Origin of the sequence: Kocuria sp. WN036, assembly GCF_002287015.1 — a bacterium.
In the GTDB taxonomy this organism is placed as follows: domain Bacteria; phylum Actinomycetota; class Actinomycetes; order Actinomycetales; family Micrococcaceae; genus Kocuria; species Kocuria rosea.
In genome coordinates this window covers 236,385-253,689 of the sequence record NZ_NSKF01000003.1, presented here as the reverse complement: position 1 = coordinate 253,689, position 17,305 = coordinate 236,385, and the positions used below count along the sequence as shown (strand labels likewise).

At 74.5% G+C, this 17,305-nt stretch carries 16 protein-coding genes; 7 read left to right on the top strand and 9 right to left on the bottom strand.

From position 1 onward, the window contains the following. Position 1: 1 nt before the first annotated feature. On the bottom strand, positions 2–1,084 hold the full coding sequence (locus CK505_RS03920; protein ID WP_095650292.1) for an aromatic acid exporter family protein: 1,083 nt from the start codon (positions 1,082–1,084) through the stop codon (positions 2–4). An 81-nt stretch (positions 1,085–1,165) separates the two neighbouring features. Here CK505_RS03920 and CK505_RS03915 point away from each other — a divergent pair, with 81 nt between their 5' ends. Beyond that, entirely contained in the window at positions 1,166–1,576 is a 411-nt protein-coding gene (locus CK505_RS03915) for a CrcB family protein (protein ID WP_095650291.1), read from the top strand. Continuing rightward, positions 1,573–1,944 (top strand): CrcB family protein, encoded by a 372-nt coding sequence (locus CK505_RS03910; RefSeq protein WP_095650290.1) that lies wholly within the window; start codon positions 1,573–1,575, stop codon positions 1,942–1,944. The genes CK505_RS03915 and CK505_RS03910 overlap by 4 nt, the downstream gene beginning before the upstream one ends. A gap of 20 nt (positions 1,945–1,964) precedes the next feature. Here the strand turns inward: CK505_RS03910 and CK505_RS03905 are convergent, their stop codons facing one another. The 4 genes from CK505_RS03905 to CK505_RS03890 all read right to left on the bottom strand — a co-directional run bounded on the left by CK505_RS03905 (position 1,965) and on the right by CK505_RS03890 (position 7,497). Further along, positions 1,965–3,728 (bottom strand): ABC transporter ATP-binding protein, encoded by a 1,764-nt coding sequence (locus CK505_RS03905; RefSeq protein WP_095650289.1) that lies wholly within the window; start codon positions 3,726–3,728, stop codon positions 1,965–1,967. 13 nt (positions 3,729–3,741) lie between these two features. Beyond that, on the bottom strand, positions 3,742–4,704 hold the full coding sequence (locus CK505_RS03900; protein ID WP_095650288.1) for an ABC transporter permease: 963 nt from the start codon (positions 4,702–4,704) through the stop codon (positions 3,742–3,744). Further along, positions 4,701–5,705: an ABC transporter permease gene (locus tag CK505_RS03895; protein WP_017834714.1), complete on the bottom strand. Its 1,005-nt coding sequence runs from the start codon at positions 5,703–5,705 to the stop codon at positions 4,701–4,703. Before CK505_RS03895 ends, CK505_RS03900 begins: the two co-directional genes overlap by 4 nt. Before the next feature lie 97 nt (positions 5,706–5,802). After that, on the bottom strand, positions 5,803–7,497 hold the full coding sequence (locus CK505_RS03890) for an ABC transporter substrate-binding protein (RefSeq protein WP_095650287.1): 1,695 nt from the start codon (positions 7,495–7,497) through the stop codon (positions 5,803–5,805). A gap of 287 nt (positions 7,498–7,784) precedes the next feature. Here CK505_RS03890 and CK505_RS03885 point away from each other — a divergent pair, with 287 nt between their 5' ends. Further along, the gene (locus CK505_RS03885; RefSeq protein WP_017834712.1) at positions 7,785–8,042 is read left to right on the top strand and encodes a DUF6480 family protein; all 258 of its coding nucleotides are present in this window, start codon (positions 7,785–7,787) and stop codon (positions 8,040–8,042) included. Positions 8,043–8,116: 74 nt separating this feature from the next. Here the strand turns inward: CK505_RS03885 and CK505_RS03880 are convergent, their stop codons facing one another. After that, positions 8,117–8,980, bottom strand: a complete 864-nt coding sequence (locus CK505_RS03880; RefSeq protein WP_095650286.1) for a VOC family protein — start codon at positions 8,978–8,980, stop codon at positions 8,117–8,119. A gap of 281 nt (positions 8,981–9,261) precedes the next feature. Here CK505_RS03880 and CK505_RS03875 point away from each other — a divergent pair, with 281 nt between their 5' ends. Both CK505_RS03875 and CK505_RS03870 read left to right on the top strand, forming a co-directional pair. Beyond that, positions 9,262–10,260, top strand: a complete 999-nt coding sequence (locus CK505_RS03875; RefSeq protein WP_095650285.1) for a zinc-dependent alcohol dehydrogenase family protein — start codon at positions 9,262–9,264, stop codon at positions 10,258–10,260. A 169-nt stretch (positions 10,261–10,429) separates the two neighbouring features. Beyond that, positions 10,430–12,016: a DUF4389 domain-containing protein gene (locus tag CK505_RS03870; protein WP_095650284.1), complete on the top strand. Its 1,587-nt coding sequence runs from the start codon at positions 10,430–10,432 to the stop codon at positions 12,014–12,016. A 58-nt stretch (positions 12,017–12,074) separates the two neighbouring features. Here CK505_RS03870 and CK505_RS03865 read toward each other — a convergent pair whose 3' ends face one another. Continuing rightward, positions 12,075–12,836 (bottom strand): DUF6544 family protein, encoded by a 762-nt coding sequence (locus CK505_RS03865; protein WP_141246774.1) that lies wholly within the window; start codon positions 12,834–12,836, stop codon positions 12,075–12,077. Positions 12,837–13,196: 360 nt separating this feature from the next. Here CK505_RS03865 and CK505_RS03860 point away from each other — a divergent pair, with 360 nt between their 5' ends. Together CK505_RS03860 and CK505_RS03855 are read left to right on the top strand one after the other, a co-directional pair. Further along, a complete protein-coding gene (locus CK505_RS03860; RefSeq protein ID WP_172604889.1) occupies positions 13,197–13,430 on the top strand; it encodes a hypothetical protein in 234 nt (77 codons plus the stop codon). Positions 13,431–13,709: 279 nt separating this feature from the next. Beyond that, positions 13,710–14,945 carry a VCBS repeat-containing protein gene (locus CK505_RS03855; protein ID WP_095650282.1) on the top strand — a complete coding sequence of 412 codons (1,236 nt, stop codon included), beginning with the start codon at positions 13,710–13,712 and terminating at the stop codon, positions 14,943–14,945. Between the two features lie 43 nt (positions 14,946–14,988). Here the strand turns inward: CK505_RS03855 and CK505_RS03850 are convergent, their stop codons facing one another. After that, positions 14,989–16,035 (bottom strand): DNA topoisomerase IB, encoded by a 1,047-nt coding sequence (locus CK505_RS03850; RefSeq protein ID WP_241482788.1) that lies wholly within the window; start codon positions 16,033–16,035, stop codon positions 14,989–14,991. 63 nt (positions 16,036–16,098) lie between these two features. Then, the gene (locus tag CK505_RS03845) at positions 16,099–17,211 is read right to left on the bottom strand and encodes a hypothetical protein (RefSeq protein ID WP_017834703.1); all 1,113 of its coding nucleotides are present in this window, start codon (positions 17,209–17,211) and stop codon (positions 16,099–16,101) included. Positions 17,212–17,305: the final 94 nt, after the last annotated feature.

Sequence of the window (17,305 nt, the reverse complement as noted above, 5' to 3'; positions counted from 1 at the left end):
CCTATCCCCGGGTCACGGCGCTGCTGCCGGCCGTCGGGGCGGTCGGCGGGTCCAGGACCGCCACGAGCCGGGCGAGGTCCTGGGCCGCGGCCATGACGAGCCGGTCCTCCGCCCGGGAGGGGTCGGTCAGATCGGAGTGGAGCCGGCCCACCAGGGAGCGGACCCGCTCGGCGGCCTCCTCCGGATCCTCATCCGCGGCCCACGCCCGCACCGCGTCGGCGGCGGACTGCACCGCCTCGCCGAGCCGGGCGGTCAGGGCCGCGGGCACCAGCCAGTCGTGCGCCTGGTGGTCGTAGAGCTCGCGCACCGCGTCCGTGAAGCCCCGGAGGTGGAAGATGACGTTCTCGAGCTTCAGCAGGGAGTCGTAGCCCGGGTCCCCCGCGTCCGCGGCGGGTCGCCGCCGCCGCCGGAGCACCATCCGGGGGTTGCCGCGGGCGCTGCGCGCCGACTCGTCGACCGCCTCGCGCACCTCGCCGGTGATCCGCACCAGGGAGTGGTTGCGCCGGCGCCAGTCCCGTCCCCCGGTGGTCCCGGGCTCGGCGAGCTCCCCGGCGACGTCCTCGAGGTAGTCGACGACGACGTTCTGCAGCCGGTCGAGCTGCAGGCGGGCCGTGCGGAAGTCCAGGGGCGGGAGGACCGTCACGTTGACGAGCAGCCCGATCGCCACGCCCACCGACATCTGGACGAGGAAGCCCGCCGAGAAGCCCTCGGCGTCCTGGCCCCCGACGATGAGGACGAACAGCGCGCCGACCGGGACGTACTCCGCACCCGCCCCGAGCCGGCGGATGCCCGCCAGGAGCACGCCCACGCCGACCGCCACCGAGACCGTCACGAGGTTGGGGTCACCCACCAGCAGGACTCCTGCGGCCAGCATGATGCCCAGGGCGATGCCGGCCACCGTCTGCAGCCCCGCGCGCACCGAGCCCAGCACGGTCGGGTACATCGCGGAGATCGCGCCCAGCGGGGCGTAGTACGGGTAGTCGTCGATCACCCCGGGCATCCGCTGGGCCACGACCCAGGACAGGGCCACGGCGAGCGAGGTCTTGAGGGCCAGGAGGATCCGGGCGCCGCGTATCGTCTGCACCCGGACATCCTACGGACCGGCCGGTAGGATCGAGCCCGCCGACCGCTCCCCCCGGGGAGCCCGCCCCCGAGGAGCACCCCCATGAGCCGACCGCCGCACCGGCGCCTGCTGCTGGTCCTCGCCGTGGGAGCCGGCGGGGCGCTGGGCACCGGCGCCCGCCACGGACTCGCCCAGCTGGTGCCGACGGTGGCCGGCTGGCCCCTGGCCACCCTGACCGCGAACCTGCTCGGGGCGTTCCTGCTGGGGATGCTCCTGGAGGTCCTCCTGCGGCGCGGTGCGGAGACCCCCCGCGGGATGCTGCTGCGCCTCGGCGCGGGCACCGGGGCGCTGGGCGGCTTCACGACGTTCTCCTCGCTCGCCCTCGAGACGGAGCGGCTGCTGACCGGCGGGGCCGCGGGACAGGCGCTGGCCTACGTGGGGATCTCGCTGTTCTGCGGGTTCCTGGCGTGCCTCGCCGGCACCGTCCTCGCGGCCCGCGGGCGGCGCGCGTGACCGCCCTGCTGATCTGCCTCCTCGGCGGACTGGGCGCGATGGCCCGGTTCGCGGTGGACGGGACCGTGCGACAGCGGTGGGGGACGTCCTTCCCCGCCGGGACCGTGGTCGTCAACGTGAGCGGCTCGTTCCTGGCCGGTCTCCTGTCCGGGGCCGCACTGGCCGGGGTGCTGGGCGGGCCCGCGGCGTCGGTCGCCGTGATCGGCTTCTGCGGCGGATACACCACCTTCTCCACCGCGATGGCCGACACCGTGCGGCTGGTCCGGGACGGCAGGACGCTCCGGGCGGTGCTCAACGCCGCGGGCACCGGCGCGCTGACCGTGATCGCGGTGCTCGCGGGGCTGGCCGCGACCGCACCGCTGCGCTGAGCGCGGCCGCCCGGCCGGTCTCAGACCCCTACGCGCAGCTCGTTGCCGGGGATGGAGGCCAGCAGCTGCCGGGTGTACGGGTGCTGCGGGTCGGTGAAGATCTCCTCGCTGGCGCCGGCCTCCACCAGCCGGCCGTCCTTCATCACGCACACCTCGTCCGAGATCAGCCGGACCACCGCGAGGTCGTGCGAGATGAACAGGTAGGACAGCCCGAACTCGTCCTGGAGCCGCCCCAGCAGGTCCAGGATCTGCTTCTGCACGAGCACGTCGAGCGCGGACACCGGCTCGTCGCACACGATCAGCTCCGGCTGCAGGGCGAGCGCCCGGGCGATCGCCACGCGCTGGCGCTGGCCGCCGGAGAGCTCGTTGGGGTAGCGGTTGACCGTCGAGGGCGGCAGGGCGACCTCCTCGAGCAGCCACTTCACCCGGTCCTGGCGCTCCGCCCGGGTGCCGCGGCCGTAGGTGGACAGCGGCTCCTCGACGATCCGCCCGATCGTGAACATCGGGTTGAGGGACGAGTACGGGTCCTGGAAGATCGGCTGGACCCGCTGCCGGAACGCGGCCAGCTGCCTGCCCCGGAGTCCTGTCACGTCCTGGCCGTCGAAGCGGATCGACCCGGAGGTGGGCTCGTAGAGCTTCAGCAGCATCCGCGCCGTCGTCGTCTTCCCCGACCCGGACTCGCCCACGATCGCCACGGTCCTGCCGCGGGGCACCGTGAGGGAGACGTCCTGGACCGCGGTGAAGTCCGCCTGGCCCAGCCGCCCCTTGAAGACCTTGGTGAGGTTCTCGATCACCACCAGCGGCTCCCGCGCGGCGGCCCCGGCCGCCTCCTGGGCGGCGGGGGCCGCGACGCCTCCCGCCGTCGGGCCCGAGGCCGACGGACCGGCCGCCGCCGGAGCCGCCGCCGTCGTCCCCGCTCCCGTCCGGCCCGGCGACGGGACGGCCTGCCGGCCCACCCGGGCCGCGGCCACCGAGGGCGCCGCCTGCACGAGGCGGCGGGTGTACTCGTCCTGCGGGTCCTCGAGCACCCGGGCGGACGGGCCGGCCTCGACGATCCGCCCGCGGTGCATCACCACGATGTCCTGGGCGCGCTCCGCGGCCAGGCCCAGGTCGTGGGTGATGAGCAGCACGGACGTGCCGATCTCCTCGGTCATCCGCTCGATCTGGTCCAGGATGGTGCGCTGCACGGTGACGTCGAGGGCGGACGTCGGCTCGTCGGCGATGAGCAGCCGCGGCCGGCAGGCGAGCCCGATCGCGATGAGCGCGCGCTGGCGCATGCCCCCGGAGAACTCGTGCGGGTACTGCCGGGCGCGCCGCTCGGGCTCGGGCAGCCCCGCGGCCGCGAGCGCCGCCACGACCTTCTCGTCCACGTCCCGGCGGGTGGCCAGTCCGTGCACGAGCAGGGTCTCGGCCACCTGGCGGCCGACCGTGGTCACGGGGTTGAGGTTGGACATGGGGTCCTGCGGGACGAGCCCGATCTGCCGGCCGCGGATCCGCCGCATCCGCGCCTCGTCCAGGCCCACGAGCTCCTGGCCCGCGAAGCGGACGGAGCCGCCGGTCACCCGGCCGTTGCCGGGCAGCAGCCCGATCACGGACATGGCGGTGGTGGACTTTCCCGAGCCGGACTCCCCCACGATGGCGAGGGTCCGGCCCTCGCGCAGCGTCAGGGACGCCTCGTGGACGGCCTGGACCGGTCCGTTCATCGTGCTGAAGGCCACGGCGAGGTTCCCGACCTCGAGCAGCGGGGCGGCGTCCGCCCCCGGGGCGTGGTTCTCCGGTCTCATCGGTCGGTGCACCTCACGCGGTTCGTGACTTGGGGTCGAGGGACTCGCGCAGGGACTCCCCCAGCAGGGTGAAGCCCAGGGCGGTGACGGCGATGCACAGGCCGGGCAGGAACGCCAGCTGCGGGGCGATCGACAGCTCGGCCTGGGCGTAGGTGAGCATGCGGCCCCACTCCGCCGTCTGCGGCACGCCGCCGCCCAGGCCCAGGAAGGACAGGGCGGCCGCGTCGATCACCGCGGTGGCCAGCGTCAGGGTGCCCTGGACGATGACCGGCCCGGTGCTGTTGGGCAGCAGGTGGCTCATGGTGATGGTGCGGCGGGACAGGCCCAGGGTCTGGGCGGCGAGGATGTAGTCGGCGCCCCGCTGGGACAGCATCGAGGAGCGCAGCAGGCGGGCGAAGATGGGCACCTGGGAGGCGCCGATCGCGATCATCACGGCCCACTGGCTCTGCCCCATGATCGCGGCGATGGACACCGCGAGCAGCAGGTTGGGCACGGAGAGCAGGATGTCCACGAAGCGCATGATCACGCTGTCCACCCAGCCGCCGAGACCGCCGGCCAGCAGGCCGAGGACCATTCCGCCGATCAGGCCCAGGGCGGTGGAGACCACCCCGATCACCAGGGAGGCGCGGGCCCCCCAGATCAGCTTGGACAGCAGGTCCCCGCCGAAGCGGTCCAGGCCCAGCGGATAGCCCTCGACCTCGCCGGGGCCGGGGATGGTGGTGGGGGTGATCTCGGTGCGCCCGGGCAGCTCCTCGCCGCCGAACGGGGCGAGCCACGGGGCCAGGAGGGCCACGAGCAGGAAGACGCCGACGATCACGGCCCCGGCGATGGCCGCGGGATTGCGGCGCAGCCGGCGGAAGGCGTCCTTCCACAGGCTCGTGCCGACCGCCGCGGTGGTGCCCGGGGTGGTCGTGACGGCCTCGGGGCCCTCGGTGTGCGAGGGGCCGGAGGGGGCAGGAGGAAGTGTGGCGCTCACTGGACACGCACCCGGGGGTCGATGAGGCTGTAGGAGATGTCCACCAGCAGGTTGATCAGGGAGTAGGCCAGGGCGATGAAGATGATGAAGCCCTGCAGCACGGGGTAGTCGAGGGTGAAGATCGCGTCCCGCAGGAACCGGCCGATGCCGTTGAACGCGAAGACGGTCTCGGTGAGCACGGCCCCGGAGATCAGCAGGCCGGTCTGCAGGCCGATGGTGGTGACCACGGGGAGCATGGCGTTGCGCAGGATGTAGCGGCCGCGGATCAGACCGCGCGTCAGGCCCTTGGCGCGGGCGGTGCGCACGTAGTCCGCGCTCTGGACCTCCAGCACCGAGGCCCGGGTGATGCGCACGATGATCGCCAGCGGGATGGTGCCCAGGGCCACGCCCGGCAGGACCAGGTGCAGGAGCGCGTCCCACGCCGCGTCCCACTCGCCGGTGAGGAGGCCGTCGAGGACGAAGAAGTTGGTGTGGTGCGTCGCGTCGATGCGCGGGTCCTGCCGTCCGTCCGCCGGGAAGAGCGGGACCTGGATCGCGAGCAGCCACTTGAGGATGAACGCCAGGAAGAACACGGGGACGGTGACGCCCAGCAGGGACAGCACCACCGAGGAGTGGTCCAGGAGCCTGCCGCGGTGGCGGGCGGCCACGTAGCCGAGCGGGACCCCGATGCCCACGGCGAAGACCAGCGCCACGAGCGAGAGCTCCAGGGTGGCGGGGAAGCGGGTGAGGAACTCCTCGACCACGGGCCGGCCGGTCACGATGGAGGCGCCGAAGTCCCCCCGGAGGAGCTGGCCCGTGTAGACGACGTACTGCTCGAGCAGGGGGCGGTCGAAGCCGTAGACCTCGTTGATGCGGGCCACGGCCTCGGGGGTGGCCTTGTCCCCCAGCAGGGCGGTGGCCGGCCCGCCGGGCAGGGCGCGGACCCACGCGAAGAGCAGGACCGACAGGCCGAGGAGGGTGGGGACGAGCAGGGCGAGCCGCTTGCCGATGACGCGGAGCATTCCGGTCCTTCCGGACGGAGAGGGGCAGAGGGGAGGACCGCCGGGAGGACGGCGGGGGCGGTCCGGGGCGGCGCGCTGCGCCGCCCCGGACCCTGGCTCACTCGCTGAGCTCGATCCTGTTGAAGACCTCGTCGTTGACCGGGCTCACCGGGTAGGACTCCACCCGGGGATCGAAGGCCAGCGACGGCGCCGGGTTGGCCAGGGGCACCGCCGGCAGCAGCTGCATGATCTGCTCGTTGATGTCCTCGTAGACCGGCGTCTGCTCCTCGACGCTGGTCAGCTCGCGGGCCTCGGCCAGCGCCCGGAACAGCTCGGGCTCCGCGAAGCCGAACTCGGGCTTCTCCCGGCCGAAGAACACGCCCACGAAGTTGTCGGTGTCGTTGTAGTCGCCGGTCCAGCCGAGCAGGTGCAGGTCGTGGTCCGGGGTGCCGTTGATGCGGTCGAGGTAGTCCGGGGACCACTTGTCCGGCTGCGGGTTCACGGTGATGCCCACCTCCTCCAGCTGCGCGGTGAGCGTGGTGAACGTCTGCTCGGGGTTCGGCATGTAGGGGCGGGAGACGCCGGTCGGGTAGCTGAAGTCCAGCTCCAGGCCGTCGGCGTAGCCGGCCTCCGCGAGCAGCTCGTGAGCCCGCTCGGGGTCGTACTCGTACTCGGTGACGTCGTCGTTGTAGCCGTTGACGGACTCCGGGATGAACTGGGTGGCCACCGTGGTGCCCTCGGGCAGCGTCTGGGAGACCAGGGCCTCCTTGTCGATGGCGTGCGCGATGGCGCGGCGGACGTCGACGTCCGCGAGCTCCTCCTGCGCCTGGTTGAAGCCGAGGTACAGGATCGTGAACGGGTCGCGGGTGACCACGTTGTAGCCGGCGTCCGTCAGGGCCTGGGTGTCGGCCGGGGCCACCAGGTCGTAGCCGTCCACGCTGCCGGACTCGAGCGCCTGGCGGCGGGCCTGGGGGTCGTCGATGATCCGGAAGATCACGTCGGTGACCTGGCCCTGCTCGCCCCAGTAGTCGTCGTGGGCGGCCAGGACCACCTGGTTGCCCACGTCCCAGGAGTCGAACCGGAACGGCCCGGTGCCCACCGGGTGGCCCTGGGCGTACTCGGAGAGCTCCGGGGACTCCTCCGTGCCGCCGGCGGTGTCCGCGCCGTACTCCTCGAGGGCCGTGGGGGACTGCATGGCGAACGCCGGCAGGGACAGGGCGGCGATGAAACCGGCGAACGGCTTGTTCAGGGTCACCTCGGCCTCCCCCTCCCCCGTGGCCTCGCAGCCGGAGTAGATGGCGTCCTCGGGGGCGTCCGCGAAGCCCTTGAACAGCGAGCCGTAGTAGTAGGCCATGTTCTCGGACTGCAGGAGGCCCTCGAAGTTGTACCAGCGCTCGAAGTTCGCGCAGACGGCCTCGGCATCGAACGCCGTGCCGTCGTGGAAGGTGACGCCCTCCCGGAGCTGGAACGTGTAGGTCCGGCCGTCCTCGGACTGCTCCCACGACTCGGCGAGCAGCGGCTCGGGGTCCGCCGAGCCCTCCTGCACGCCCACGAGACCCTCGAAGATCTGGCGGGAGACGCGGAAGGACTCCCCGTCCTGCGCGAACGCCGGGTCGAGGGTCTTGGGGTCGGACGACGCCGCGAAGACGAACGTGCCGTCGACGTCGCCGCCGGCGGCGGCCTGGGTGGCGCCGGCTCCCCCCTCCTCCCGGTCCGAGGAGAGGCAGCCGGTGAGGACGAGGGCGGCCACGGCGGCCAGGGAGGTGACGGCGAGAGGGCGGCGGGCGCGCCCCGGACGGGATGGCGTGGACATGAACGGACTCCTCGAGGGGCGAGCGGCAGGACCGGCTCCGGGTGGCGGAGCGGGGACGCGGGTCCCCGGGCTGCCGGCAGGCGTGTGACGGGTACCACACGGTACAAGTGATACCACGAGTTGCACTCAAGTCATCTCATGCCCGCGTGGCGGGCATGTTTCCGATCGCGCACACCGGTTCGTCCGCTCCCGGAGCGCCCCGGCGCCCCCACCGTTTCACCAGCAAGCTTGCTATTCTGCTGGGAGCACCCGTTCCAGCACGTCCCACCGGAAGAGAGCAGGACCCCGTGGCCGAGATCAATCCCGAGCAGGCACGCAACGACCCGAAGAAGGCCGGTGACGCCCTGAACGAGGAGTCAGGCCTGAGCATCGAGGGCGACACCCCTCCCGACGCCGGCTCGGGCGTGGGCCCCACCAACCCCGAGCTCGACGTCGACCGGCCCGGCGACTCCTCGAAGGGGAAGCTCGCGCTGGCCGTCATCATCGGCCTCGTGGCGCTGTTCGTGGTGCTGTGGTTCGTCGGCGCCGTCGTGGGGATGTTCTGAGCCCGACGCCCTGAGGCACGGGGCCGCCGCCCCACGCCCCGGCCCGCAGCCTGCCGGAGCGGACAGGGGTGTGCTCACGGCCGGCCGTCGTCCCCGTCGGTGCCGTCGTCGTCCTGGTCGGCGTCCTCGTCGTCCTCCTCCGTCCAGTCCTCCGAGGACGGGCCCATCATGGCGAAGCGCTCGCCGTCCGGGCCGGCGGCGAACACCAGCTCCCCGTAGCCGAACTCCTCCGGCTCCTGGACCAGCGCGCCCCCCGCGGCGACGACCCGCTCGGCGGCGGTGTCGGCGTCGTCGACCTCGAAGCAGACCCACCACAGCGGCGGCGCCTCCTGCAGGTGGTCGACGTCCTCGGCGGCCACGCCGATGCCGCCGGCCGAACGGTCCATGCCCGGGACCGTGAACACCGCGTACGCCTCGTGCCGCGTCCCGATGTCCTGGTACGTGTAGCCGAAGACCTCGGCGTAGAACCGCTCGGCGGCTGTCTGGTCGGTGGTCAGGAGGTCGCACCAGGCCACGGCCCCGTGCTTGCCGACGATGCTGAACCCGGTGTGCTCCTGCGGCTGCCACACCCCGAAGGCCGCCCCCGTGGGATCGATCCACACGCCCATGGTGCCGAAGCTGCCCACGGCCATCGGCTCGAACAGCTGCCGGGCACCGGCCGCCACCGCGGCCCTGCCCGTGGCCACGATGTCGTCGGACGCGAGGTAGACCGCCCACGCGTGCGGGTCGTCCTCCATCTCGGGCAGCGCCGGGGACATCCCCGCCACCGGCTGGCCGTCCACCAGGGCGTTGCAGTAGCCGCCGTACTCCGGGTCCGAGGGCGTGAACCGCCACCCGAGCACGCTCGCGTAGAAGTCCATGGAACGGTCGAGGTCCGAGACCATGATGTCCGCCCAGCACGGAGCCCCCGTGGGCCATCGGTCGATGCGCTCGGTCATCCCTGAGTCCTCTCGTCGCGCGCCGGATCGGGTTCCGCCCGGGTGCCTGCGACGCGGGCCGCACCCGCGCGGTCCTTCGTCCCCCCATGCTCGTCCCCCGCGTCCCGATTGGGAACACCTCCCGCCGAGAAGCGGGGGCGGCCCGCCCGGCCCCGGGCTCCGGGGCCGGGCATTAACATTCCTCGTTTCCTGACGGCGCCCCCGATCCGTTCCTAGACTCGGAGCCAGGACAGGGGTCACGGCCGCGGCCGGAGCCCTCCCGGGGGATCGACGAGGACAGCATGCGTGCGTGGTGGATCGATGAGCCCGGTCCCGCGGCCGGCGGGCCGATGCGCTTCGGGCAGTGCCCCGACCCCGTGCCGGGGCCCGGGGAGCTGCTCCTCCGGGTGCGGGCCTGCGGGGTGTGCCGCACCGACCTGCACCTCGTGGAGGGCGACCTCCCGCTGCACCGGGCGGGGATGATCCCGGGCCACGAGATCGTCGGCGAGGTGGTGGGCGCGGGTCCCGGCTGCGCCCGGTTCCGGAAGGGCGAGCGCGTGGGCGTCGCGTGGCTGCGGCACACCTGCGGCCGCTGCCGGTTCTGCCGCCGCGGCCGGGAGAACCTCTGCACCGCCCCGCGCTTCACCGGGTGGGACCAGGACGGCGGCTACGCGGAGCTCACCCTGGCCCCGGAGGCCTTCGCCTACCGTCTGCCCGAGGAGTTCGACGACGAGCACGCGGCCCCCCTGCTGTGCGCCGGGATCATCGGCTACCGGGCGCTGCGGCGGGCCCACCTGCCGCCCGGGGGCCGGCTGGGCATCTACGGCTTCGGCGCGTCCGCCCACCTCGCCGCCCAGGTGGCCCTGCACCAGGGCGCGGAGGTCCACGTCATGACCCGCTCGGAGGCGGCGCGCGAGCTGGCCCGCGACCTGGGCGCCGCCTTCGTGGGGGAGGCCGACGAGCCTCCCCCGGTGCCGCTGGACGCGGCGATCCTCTTCGCCCCCGTGGGCACCCTCGTCCCCCCGGCGCTGCGCGCCCTGGACCGGGGCGGCACCCTGGCCGTCGCCGGGATCCACCTCAGCGACGTCCCGGCCCTCGACTACGCCACGGAGCTCTTCCAGGAGCGGCAGCTGTGCAGCGTGACCGCCAACACCCGGCAGGACGGCGAGGAATTCCTGCGGCTGGCCGCCCGGCTGGGGCTGCGGCCCACCACCGTCCCCTACCCCCTGCGCGCCGCGGACCGGGCCCTCGCCGACCTGGCCGCGGACCGGATCACGGGGGCCGCCGTCCTGCGCGGGTGAGCCCCTGCCCCACAGGCCCCGGGCCCGGCCGGGACCGAACAGCACCGCAGGGAGCGCACCGCACGGCAGGGCAGCGGACCCGGGAAGCACATCGAAGAGACCACCCGCCGACATCCCGCGGACGCCCCGCACCGGGCTCCGGCCACCGCCCGACTCCTCAGGAGCTCCCGTGAACGAGCACCCCGCCTCCCGCCCACCCCGTCCGGCCGACCGGCAGGACGCTCCGCGCCGCACCAGACCCGGGCAGTGGGTGCTGCTGGTCCTGGGCACCCTGCTGACCGCCCTGGGCCTGGCGGCGCTCGTGAGCGGTCTGGTCCTCGCCGGCGCGGCCGCGGCCCAGCAGGACGGGCGCTTCCTCACCGCGTTCCCGGACCGGCACCAGACCATCACCTACGCCCTGGTGGGCCCGCCCGCCGTGCTCGACGTCGGCGACGCCCAGCTCTCCCCCGTGCCCTTCCTCGACCAGCTCGGCAGGGTGCAGGTGCGCGTGACGGCCGCCGACCCGCAGCAGGACATCTTCGTGGGCGTGGCCGAGACCGCCGACGTCGACCGGTACCTCGACGGCGTCGCCCACGCCGAGCTCGGCCGCGCCACGGAGTCCGGGGACGACACGCGGGCCCGGGTGCCCGGCGAGCGGGTGCCCGACCGGCCCGGGAACCAGACCTTCTGGGCCGACTCGGACCAGGGACCCGGCACCCGGGAGCTGACCCTGGACCTGCGCTCGGGCAGCTGGACGCTCGTGGTGATGAACGCCGACGCCACCCGGCCGGTCTGGGCGGACCTGCAGCTCGGGGCGCGCTCCGACCTCCTGGGCCCCCTGGCCGGCGGCCAGCTGGTCGGCGGGCTGGCCGGGCTGGTCGTGGGTCTCCCGCTGCTGCTGCTCGGCGCCGCCGGACTCGGCCGGGACATCGACCCGCGCACCCCGCCGCGCGGCACGGGCCCGGGCGCGGCCCTCGCCGAGGACCCGGGGCGGGACCGGACCCCGCCGCCGGTCTCGCCCGTGCGCCTGACCGGCTTCCTCGACGCGGGGCTGTCCCGGTGGCTGTGGCTGGTCAAGTGGCTGCTGGTGATCCCGCACCTGATCGTGCTGGCCGTGCTGTGGTTCGCCCTGGTGGTCACCACGGTCGCCGCCGGGTTCGCCATCCTGTTCACGGGCCGGTACCCGCCCTCGTGGTTCTCCTTCAGCGTGGGGGTCCTGCGGTGGAGCTGGCGGGTGGCGTTCTACTCCTACTCGGCCCTGGGCACCGACCGGTACCCGCCCTTCACCCTGGCCCGTGCGGACCATCCGGCGCAGCTGGAGGTCGCCTACCCGGAGCGGCTCTCCCGCGGTCTCGTGCTCGTGAAGTGGTGGCTCCTGGCGATTCCGCACCTGCTGATCGTGGGGGTGCTCACGGGCGGAGGCACGTGGAGCACCACCCGCAGCGGCGACGACGGCACGACGACCACCAGCTGGGGACCGTCCCTGCTCGGGCTGCTCGTGCTGGTGGCCGCCGTGGTCCTGCTCTTCACGGGCCGATACCGTCCCGAGCTGTTCGCGCTGGTCATGGGCATCAACCGCTGGGTCAACCGGGTCCTCGCCTACGTGCTGCTCCTGCGGGACGAGTACCCGCCGTTCCGGCTCGACCAGGGGCCGGTCGAGCCCCGGTCCCCCGCGGCGGCGCCGGTGCCCTGGTCCTCCCCGGTGCCCGACCGGCCGCACGACCGGCCGCAGGACCGGCCCGGGGACGGATCGGTCGACCAGGGACCGAACCGCTGACCGCACGGTCTCCCGGGCAGGTCGCCCCGTTCGGGGAGTCCCGTCCCGGGAGGGCCGCTCAGCGGAACCGGACGCCCTCGATCCGCGCCCGGAAGAACTCGCCCTCGGCCTGCCGGTCGGTGCCCCAGGCCCAGCCGGCGCGCAGGACGGTGGCCACGCGCACGCCGGCGAGATCGGCCTCCTCGGAGAACGCGACCCCGAAGGGGTGGCGGCCGTACCCGGTGCCGTCGGGGTCGCCCCACCGCTGCATGCTCAGCTCCCGGAGCCGGCCGTCCGGGTCGACCCGGATCAGGGCGTCCTCGCGCTCCCCGTCGAGGACCCAGGTCATGACGGCGGTGTCCGGGACGGGCCCCTCCGACCACGCGGCGGCCGGGCAGGCCGACGGCACGACGACCGCCTCGCCGGCGAGCCGCCCGGCGGCGCTGCGCGTGATGTCCGGTCCCGCGGCGGACAGCACGGGCACGAGGCCCAGCAGCCGCCACCGCAGCTCGCCCCCGCCGGGCCCGTACCGGTCGTAGCCCGCGACCGGCAGGCCGAGGACCCGGGTGCGGGCGGCCCAGACGAAGCCGATCCCGGGGGTGATGAGCTGCCGGGCGGAGAAGGGGCGCCACGCGCCGCCGAGCCGGATCTCGCCGCGCATCGACAGCTCCACCGAGACCCACGCCGGGGTGCCGGGCGGCACGGCGTGCCCCAGCCAGCGGCGCGCGGGCTCGGGCAGGCCGGCGAACGCCGCGGTGTCCACCGGGGGCGGCACGGAGTGGCCCGGGCGCTCCAGGTCCGCCCAGTGCCGGCGGGCGCCGCGCGGCAACCGCCCGGTCACGGCCGGACCCCGAGCGGCACGGCGGCGGCCGCGCGGGCGCCCGGCCACCGAACGGGGACGGGGACGGGAACGGACGGCGACAAGGTCCGGGACCGGGTCATGCCTCCCAGGCTAGACCGCCGGACCGGTGCCGGCCCCGCGGCGGGCGCCGGAGCCCGCCGACGCCCTGAATCCTCGGTCGCACTCGGACACGGGACCCGGCGGTGGAGGAGGATGTCCCCATGCGCGTGCACCGGCGCCCGGGGCCCGCGTGCCGGTCAGGCGTTGACTGCCGGCGGCGCCCGCACCAGCATGAGTGCCACGGGCCGCCCGCGGAGCGGCCGCCGGGACCCCGAGTCCCCGAGCACCGGGAGGACGACCATGACGCGCATCGGCACCAGGAGGAGCACCCGGTGGAAGGACCTCACGCCGGGGCAGCGGACCGCGCTGCTGACGCTGGCGTCCGTGCAGGTCTCGCTGGCGGCCACCGCCTGGACGGACCTCGCCCTGCGGCCCGCGGCGGAGGTCAACGGCGGCAAGGGGAAGTGGGCCGCGATCATCGCCGTCAACTTCGTGGGCCCGGTCCTGTACTTCCGGCGCGGCATCCGCCGCTGAGCGGCCCCGGGACGGGGACCCGGGCCTCCGGCCACGGATCCGGGATAACGATTCAGCATGGCACGGAGAACACTTAGCGATCGCATACGCGCGGATCTAGACTGGTCCCACCAGCAGTTCCGTCCGTTCGGCAGAGGGCGGTCACCGGTGGACCCACGGTCCCGGGACCCCGGCCGAGCGCACGGCCGATCGCCGGGCGGTGGGGGCCGACCGGCGCCCCACCCTCCGTCCGGCGATCCGGACCGAGTTCTCCGCTCCTCGGAACCTGGAGGTTCCACCATGAAACGCTCACCGACGGCCCGGCTGCTCACCGGGCTCTCCGCGGCGGCGCTGGCCACCACCGGCATCGCTCTCGCCGGACCGGCCCACGCCGTGTCCACCCAGGGGTTCCTCTCCTACGTCGACGGCTGGCGGGTCGGCCAGCACGTGCGCGAGCTCGCCGACGTCAACGGGGACGGCCGCGCCGACGTCGTGGCCTTCGGCGACCCCGGCGTCTTCGTCGCCCTGGGCCAGACCAACGGCACGTTCGCCGCGCCGGTGCTGAGGGTCCGCGACTTCGGCACCGCGCAGGGCTGGCGCACCGACCGGCACCCGCGCACGGTCGCCGACGTCGACGGCGACGGCCGGGACGATCTCGTCGGCTTCGGCAACGCCGGCGTGATCGTCTCCTACGCGCAGCCCGACGGCAGCTTCACCGCGCCGCAGCTCGAGGTCCGCGAGTTCGGCTGGAACCAGGGCTGGCGGGTCGACCAGCACGTCCGCGAGCTGGCCGACCTCTCCGGGAACGGGACGGCGGACATCGTCGGCTTCGGGTACTCCGGCGTGACCATCTCCCACGGCCGTGCGGACCGCACCTTCGACGGCACCGGCAAGCGGATCGACAGCTACGGCTGGGACCGCGGGTGGCGGATCGACAAGAACCCCCGGATGCTCGCCGACATGGACGGCAACGGGACGGCGGACATCGTGGGCTTCGGCGACGCCGGGACGTACGTCTCCTACTTCTCGGCGCTCGGGGACACGTTCACCCAGCCCGCCCTGGAGATCCGCGACTTCGGGTACGCCCAGGGGTGGCGCGTCGACCAGCACCCCCGGGTCGTCGGCAACGTCAGCGGTCACCTTCCCCCGGACGTGATCGGCTTCGGCCACCGCGGGGCCCTCGCCGCCTACTCCCGGCCCTCCGCCCCGGGCGAGCCCAGGTACCAGCCGGTCTCGCTCGAGCTCGCCGACTTCGGCGCCGCGCAGGGCTGGCGCACCGACCGGCACCCCCGGGACCTCGCGGACATCAACGGCGACGGGATCCTGGACGTGGTCGGCTTCGGCAACGCGGGCGTGCTCGTGGCCTACGGGGACGACGACTTCCTGACCGGGCCCGAGCTGACGTCCGGCTCCTTCGGCTGGGCGGCCGGCTGGGACCCGGCGCGGTATCCGCGCCTGCTCGGGGACGTCGACGGCGACGGCCGCGACGACGTCGTCGGCTTCGGCTACTCGGCCACCTACGTGGGCCTGTCCTGAGCACGGGCCCGGGGCGGCCGCCCGGCCACCCCGGGCCCGCGGCTCAGGTGAGGAATCCGCGCAGGGACCGCTCCGCGGCCCGGTAGGTGGCGGCGTCGATGGTCTCGCCGTCCAGGAACCGGTCGATCACGCGCGGGTCCGTGTAGGAGCTGCGGGCGATGGCGGGGGTGTTGCCCAGGTGCTCGGCGACCTCCCGCATGGCGGCGGACACGGCCTTCTTCCGGGCGCTCTCGCTGGGGCGGGTGCCGGCGCGGGCGGCGAGCGCCATCGCGGCGGTCACCGTGCCCTGCCAGGTGCGGAAGTCCTTGGCGGTGAAGTCGGGGCCGCACCGGTCCCGCACGAAGTCGTTGAGGCGGGCGCTGGTGATGCCGGTCCACTGCCCGTCCTCGTCGCGGAACGCGAGCGCGGTCTCGTCCGGGCCGCGCTCCAGCAGGGGCGCGAGCGCGGCGGCGAGGTCGGCGTCCCGGAGGTCCAGCGTCCACCGGTGCCCGCTCTTGCCGGGGAAGTCGAGGTGCACGTCCCGGCCGTCCACCCGGACGTGCCGGACCAGCAGGGTGGTGACGCCGTAGGAGCCGTTCGACTGGGCGTACTCCTCGTTGCCGATGCGCAGGGCGGCCTCGTCCATGAGCCGGAAGGCCGCCGCGCAGGCCTTCTCCTCCGTGGCGCCCTCCGTCCGCAGCAGCCGGGTGACGGCCGGGCGGGCCTGCGGGAGCGTGTCGCCGAAGTCGAGGACGCGGTCGAACTTCTCGCGGTCCTTCAGCTCCCGCCACCGGGGGTGGTAGATGTACTGGCGCCGTCCGGCGCCGTCGACTCCCGTGGCCTGGATGTGCCCGTTGGGCTGGGGGCTGATCCACACGTCCTTCCAGGCCGGGGGGATCGCCAGCCCGCGGATCCGGTCGAGCTCGTCCCCGTCCTGGACCTTCGTGCCGTCGGCGTGCCGGTAGGCGAACCCCTTGCCGTACCCGCGGCGGGTGATCCCGGGACGGCTGCAGTTGCTGCGCCGCAGGCGCGGCGTGCGGGGCGTGCGGGGTTTCGCGGGGCTCTGCTGCGCGGCGGCCATGGTGTCCTCCCGGGTCGGCTCCGGGAGCACCCCGGGAACACCAAGTCTACTGACTGTCGGCGTCCGCGCGGACGAGGCCCGCGGCGGGTCCGGTCAGGGCTCCGAGCGGGTGTACGCCGCGGCGCGCACGGCGTCGTCGTCCTCCAGCCCGGCGCCGAGGGCCCCGCCCACGGTGGCGAGCGTGGCGGTCAGCCACGCGAGCTTGACGTACTCCACCGCCCCGGCCGGGGCGCCGATCACCGCCGCGAAGACTCCGCCGTCCACGAGCAGCAGCGCCCCGAGCCAGGACAGGGCGAAGACCGCGAGGTAGAAGACGGAGACGCCGATGGCCACGGTGGCGGCGGTGGCGAGGTTGAACAGGGCCACCTGCTCGCGCTCGGCCCGCCGGCGCGGGCGCTCCCACAGCCGGGCGCCGACGACGAGGGCACCGGTCACCGCGGCGATCGACAGCAGACCCAGCAGCCCGAGCCGCCAGGGCCCGTAGGCGGCGGCGAGCAGCCACAGGTCCGAGGCGACCAGGGTGAGCACGCCGGTCGCCGCGGCCAGGGCGAGCGTGCGGGACAGCCGCACCACCAGGGTCCACGGCCGGTTGGCGCGGATCATCCCGAGCAGCAGGCGCACGTTGCCGCCGAGGACGCGGGCCGTGAACTGCACGGCGTTGTCCTCGGGCCGGTCCTCCAGGTCCTCCGACCGCTGCCGCGCCCGCCGCACGAGCTCCTCCTGCGCGTCGGCGTCGTCCGCGTCCTCCGTGTCGTGGCCGAGCAGGTGGCCGACCACCCGCACGGTCGTCTGCCGCACCTTCTGCCCCACGTGCAGGGCGCCGAGGGCCGGGACGGCGACCAGGCCCACGCCGTGCACGGGGCTCAGCTGCGTGAGCACCGGGCTGCGGCCGTCCTTGAGCGGGACGTCCGTGAGGACCACGACGAGGTCCCAGTCCTCGTCCAGCATCCGGTCGCGAGCGGCCTCGAGCAGGTCCAGGCCGTCGGCGGGCGGGACGACCAGCCGGTCGGTCACCGCCGCCACCCGCCAGCGCACCCCGGGATAGCGCGCGTGCAGCGGCCCCGGCAGGGAGGCCGCGAGGTCCCGGGGCAGGGCGCCCGCGATCTGGGGGGAGAGGACGAGGCCGACCAGCAGCTCGGGCACGGAGTCGTGGGCGGGCTCGTGGCCGGGGGCGGGGTCGGCGGTGGCGGAACGGTCGTCGGGCACCGCTCAATCCTGGGGCAGGTCCCGGGGAAACGCCACTCGGGGCCCGGGCGGGCGGGGCCCCGCCCGCCCGGACCCCGAGTGGGGCCGCGTCGTG

What these genes read in the sequence shown, in the direction of transcription:
- CK505_RS03895 (WP_017834714.1), bottom strand. Translation starts at nt 5,705, where the DNA reads ATGCTCCGCGTCATCGGCAAGCGGCTCGCCCTGCTCGTCCCCACCCTC.
- CK505_RS03860 (WP_172604889.1), top strand. Translation starts at nt 13,197, where the DNA reads ATGACGCGCATCGGCACCAGGAGGAGCACCCGGTGGAAGGACCTCACG.
- CK505_RS03890 (WP_095650287.1), bottom strand. Translation starts at nt 7,497, where the DNA reads ATGTCCACGCCATCCCGTCCGGGGCGCGCCCGCCGCCCTCTCGCCGTC.
- CK505_RS03855 (WP_095650282.1), top strand. Translation starts at nt 13,710, where the DNA reads ATGAAACGCTCACCGACGGCCCGGCTGCTCACCGGGCTCTCCGCGGCG.
- CK505_RS03875 (WP_095650285.1), top strand. Translation starts at nt 9,262, where the DNA reads ATGCGTGCGTGGTGGATCGATGAGCCCGGTCCCGCGGCCGGCGGGCCG.
- CK505_RS03905 (WP_095650289.1), bottom strand. Translation starts at nt 3,728, where the DNA reads ATGAGACCGGAGAACCACGCCCCGGGGGCGGACGCCGCCCCGCTGCTC.
- CK505_RS03915 (WP_095650291.1), top strand. Translation starts at nt 1,166, where the DNA reads ATGAGCCGACCGCCGCACCGGCGCCTGCTGCTGGTCCTCGCCGTGGGA.
- CK505_RS03880 (WP_095650286.1), bottom strand. Translation starts at nt 8,980, where the DNA reads ATGACCGAGCGCATCGACCGATGGCCCACGGGGGCTCCGTGCTGGGCG.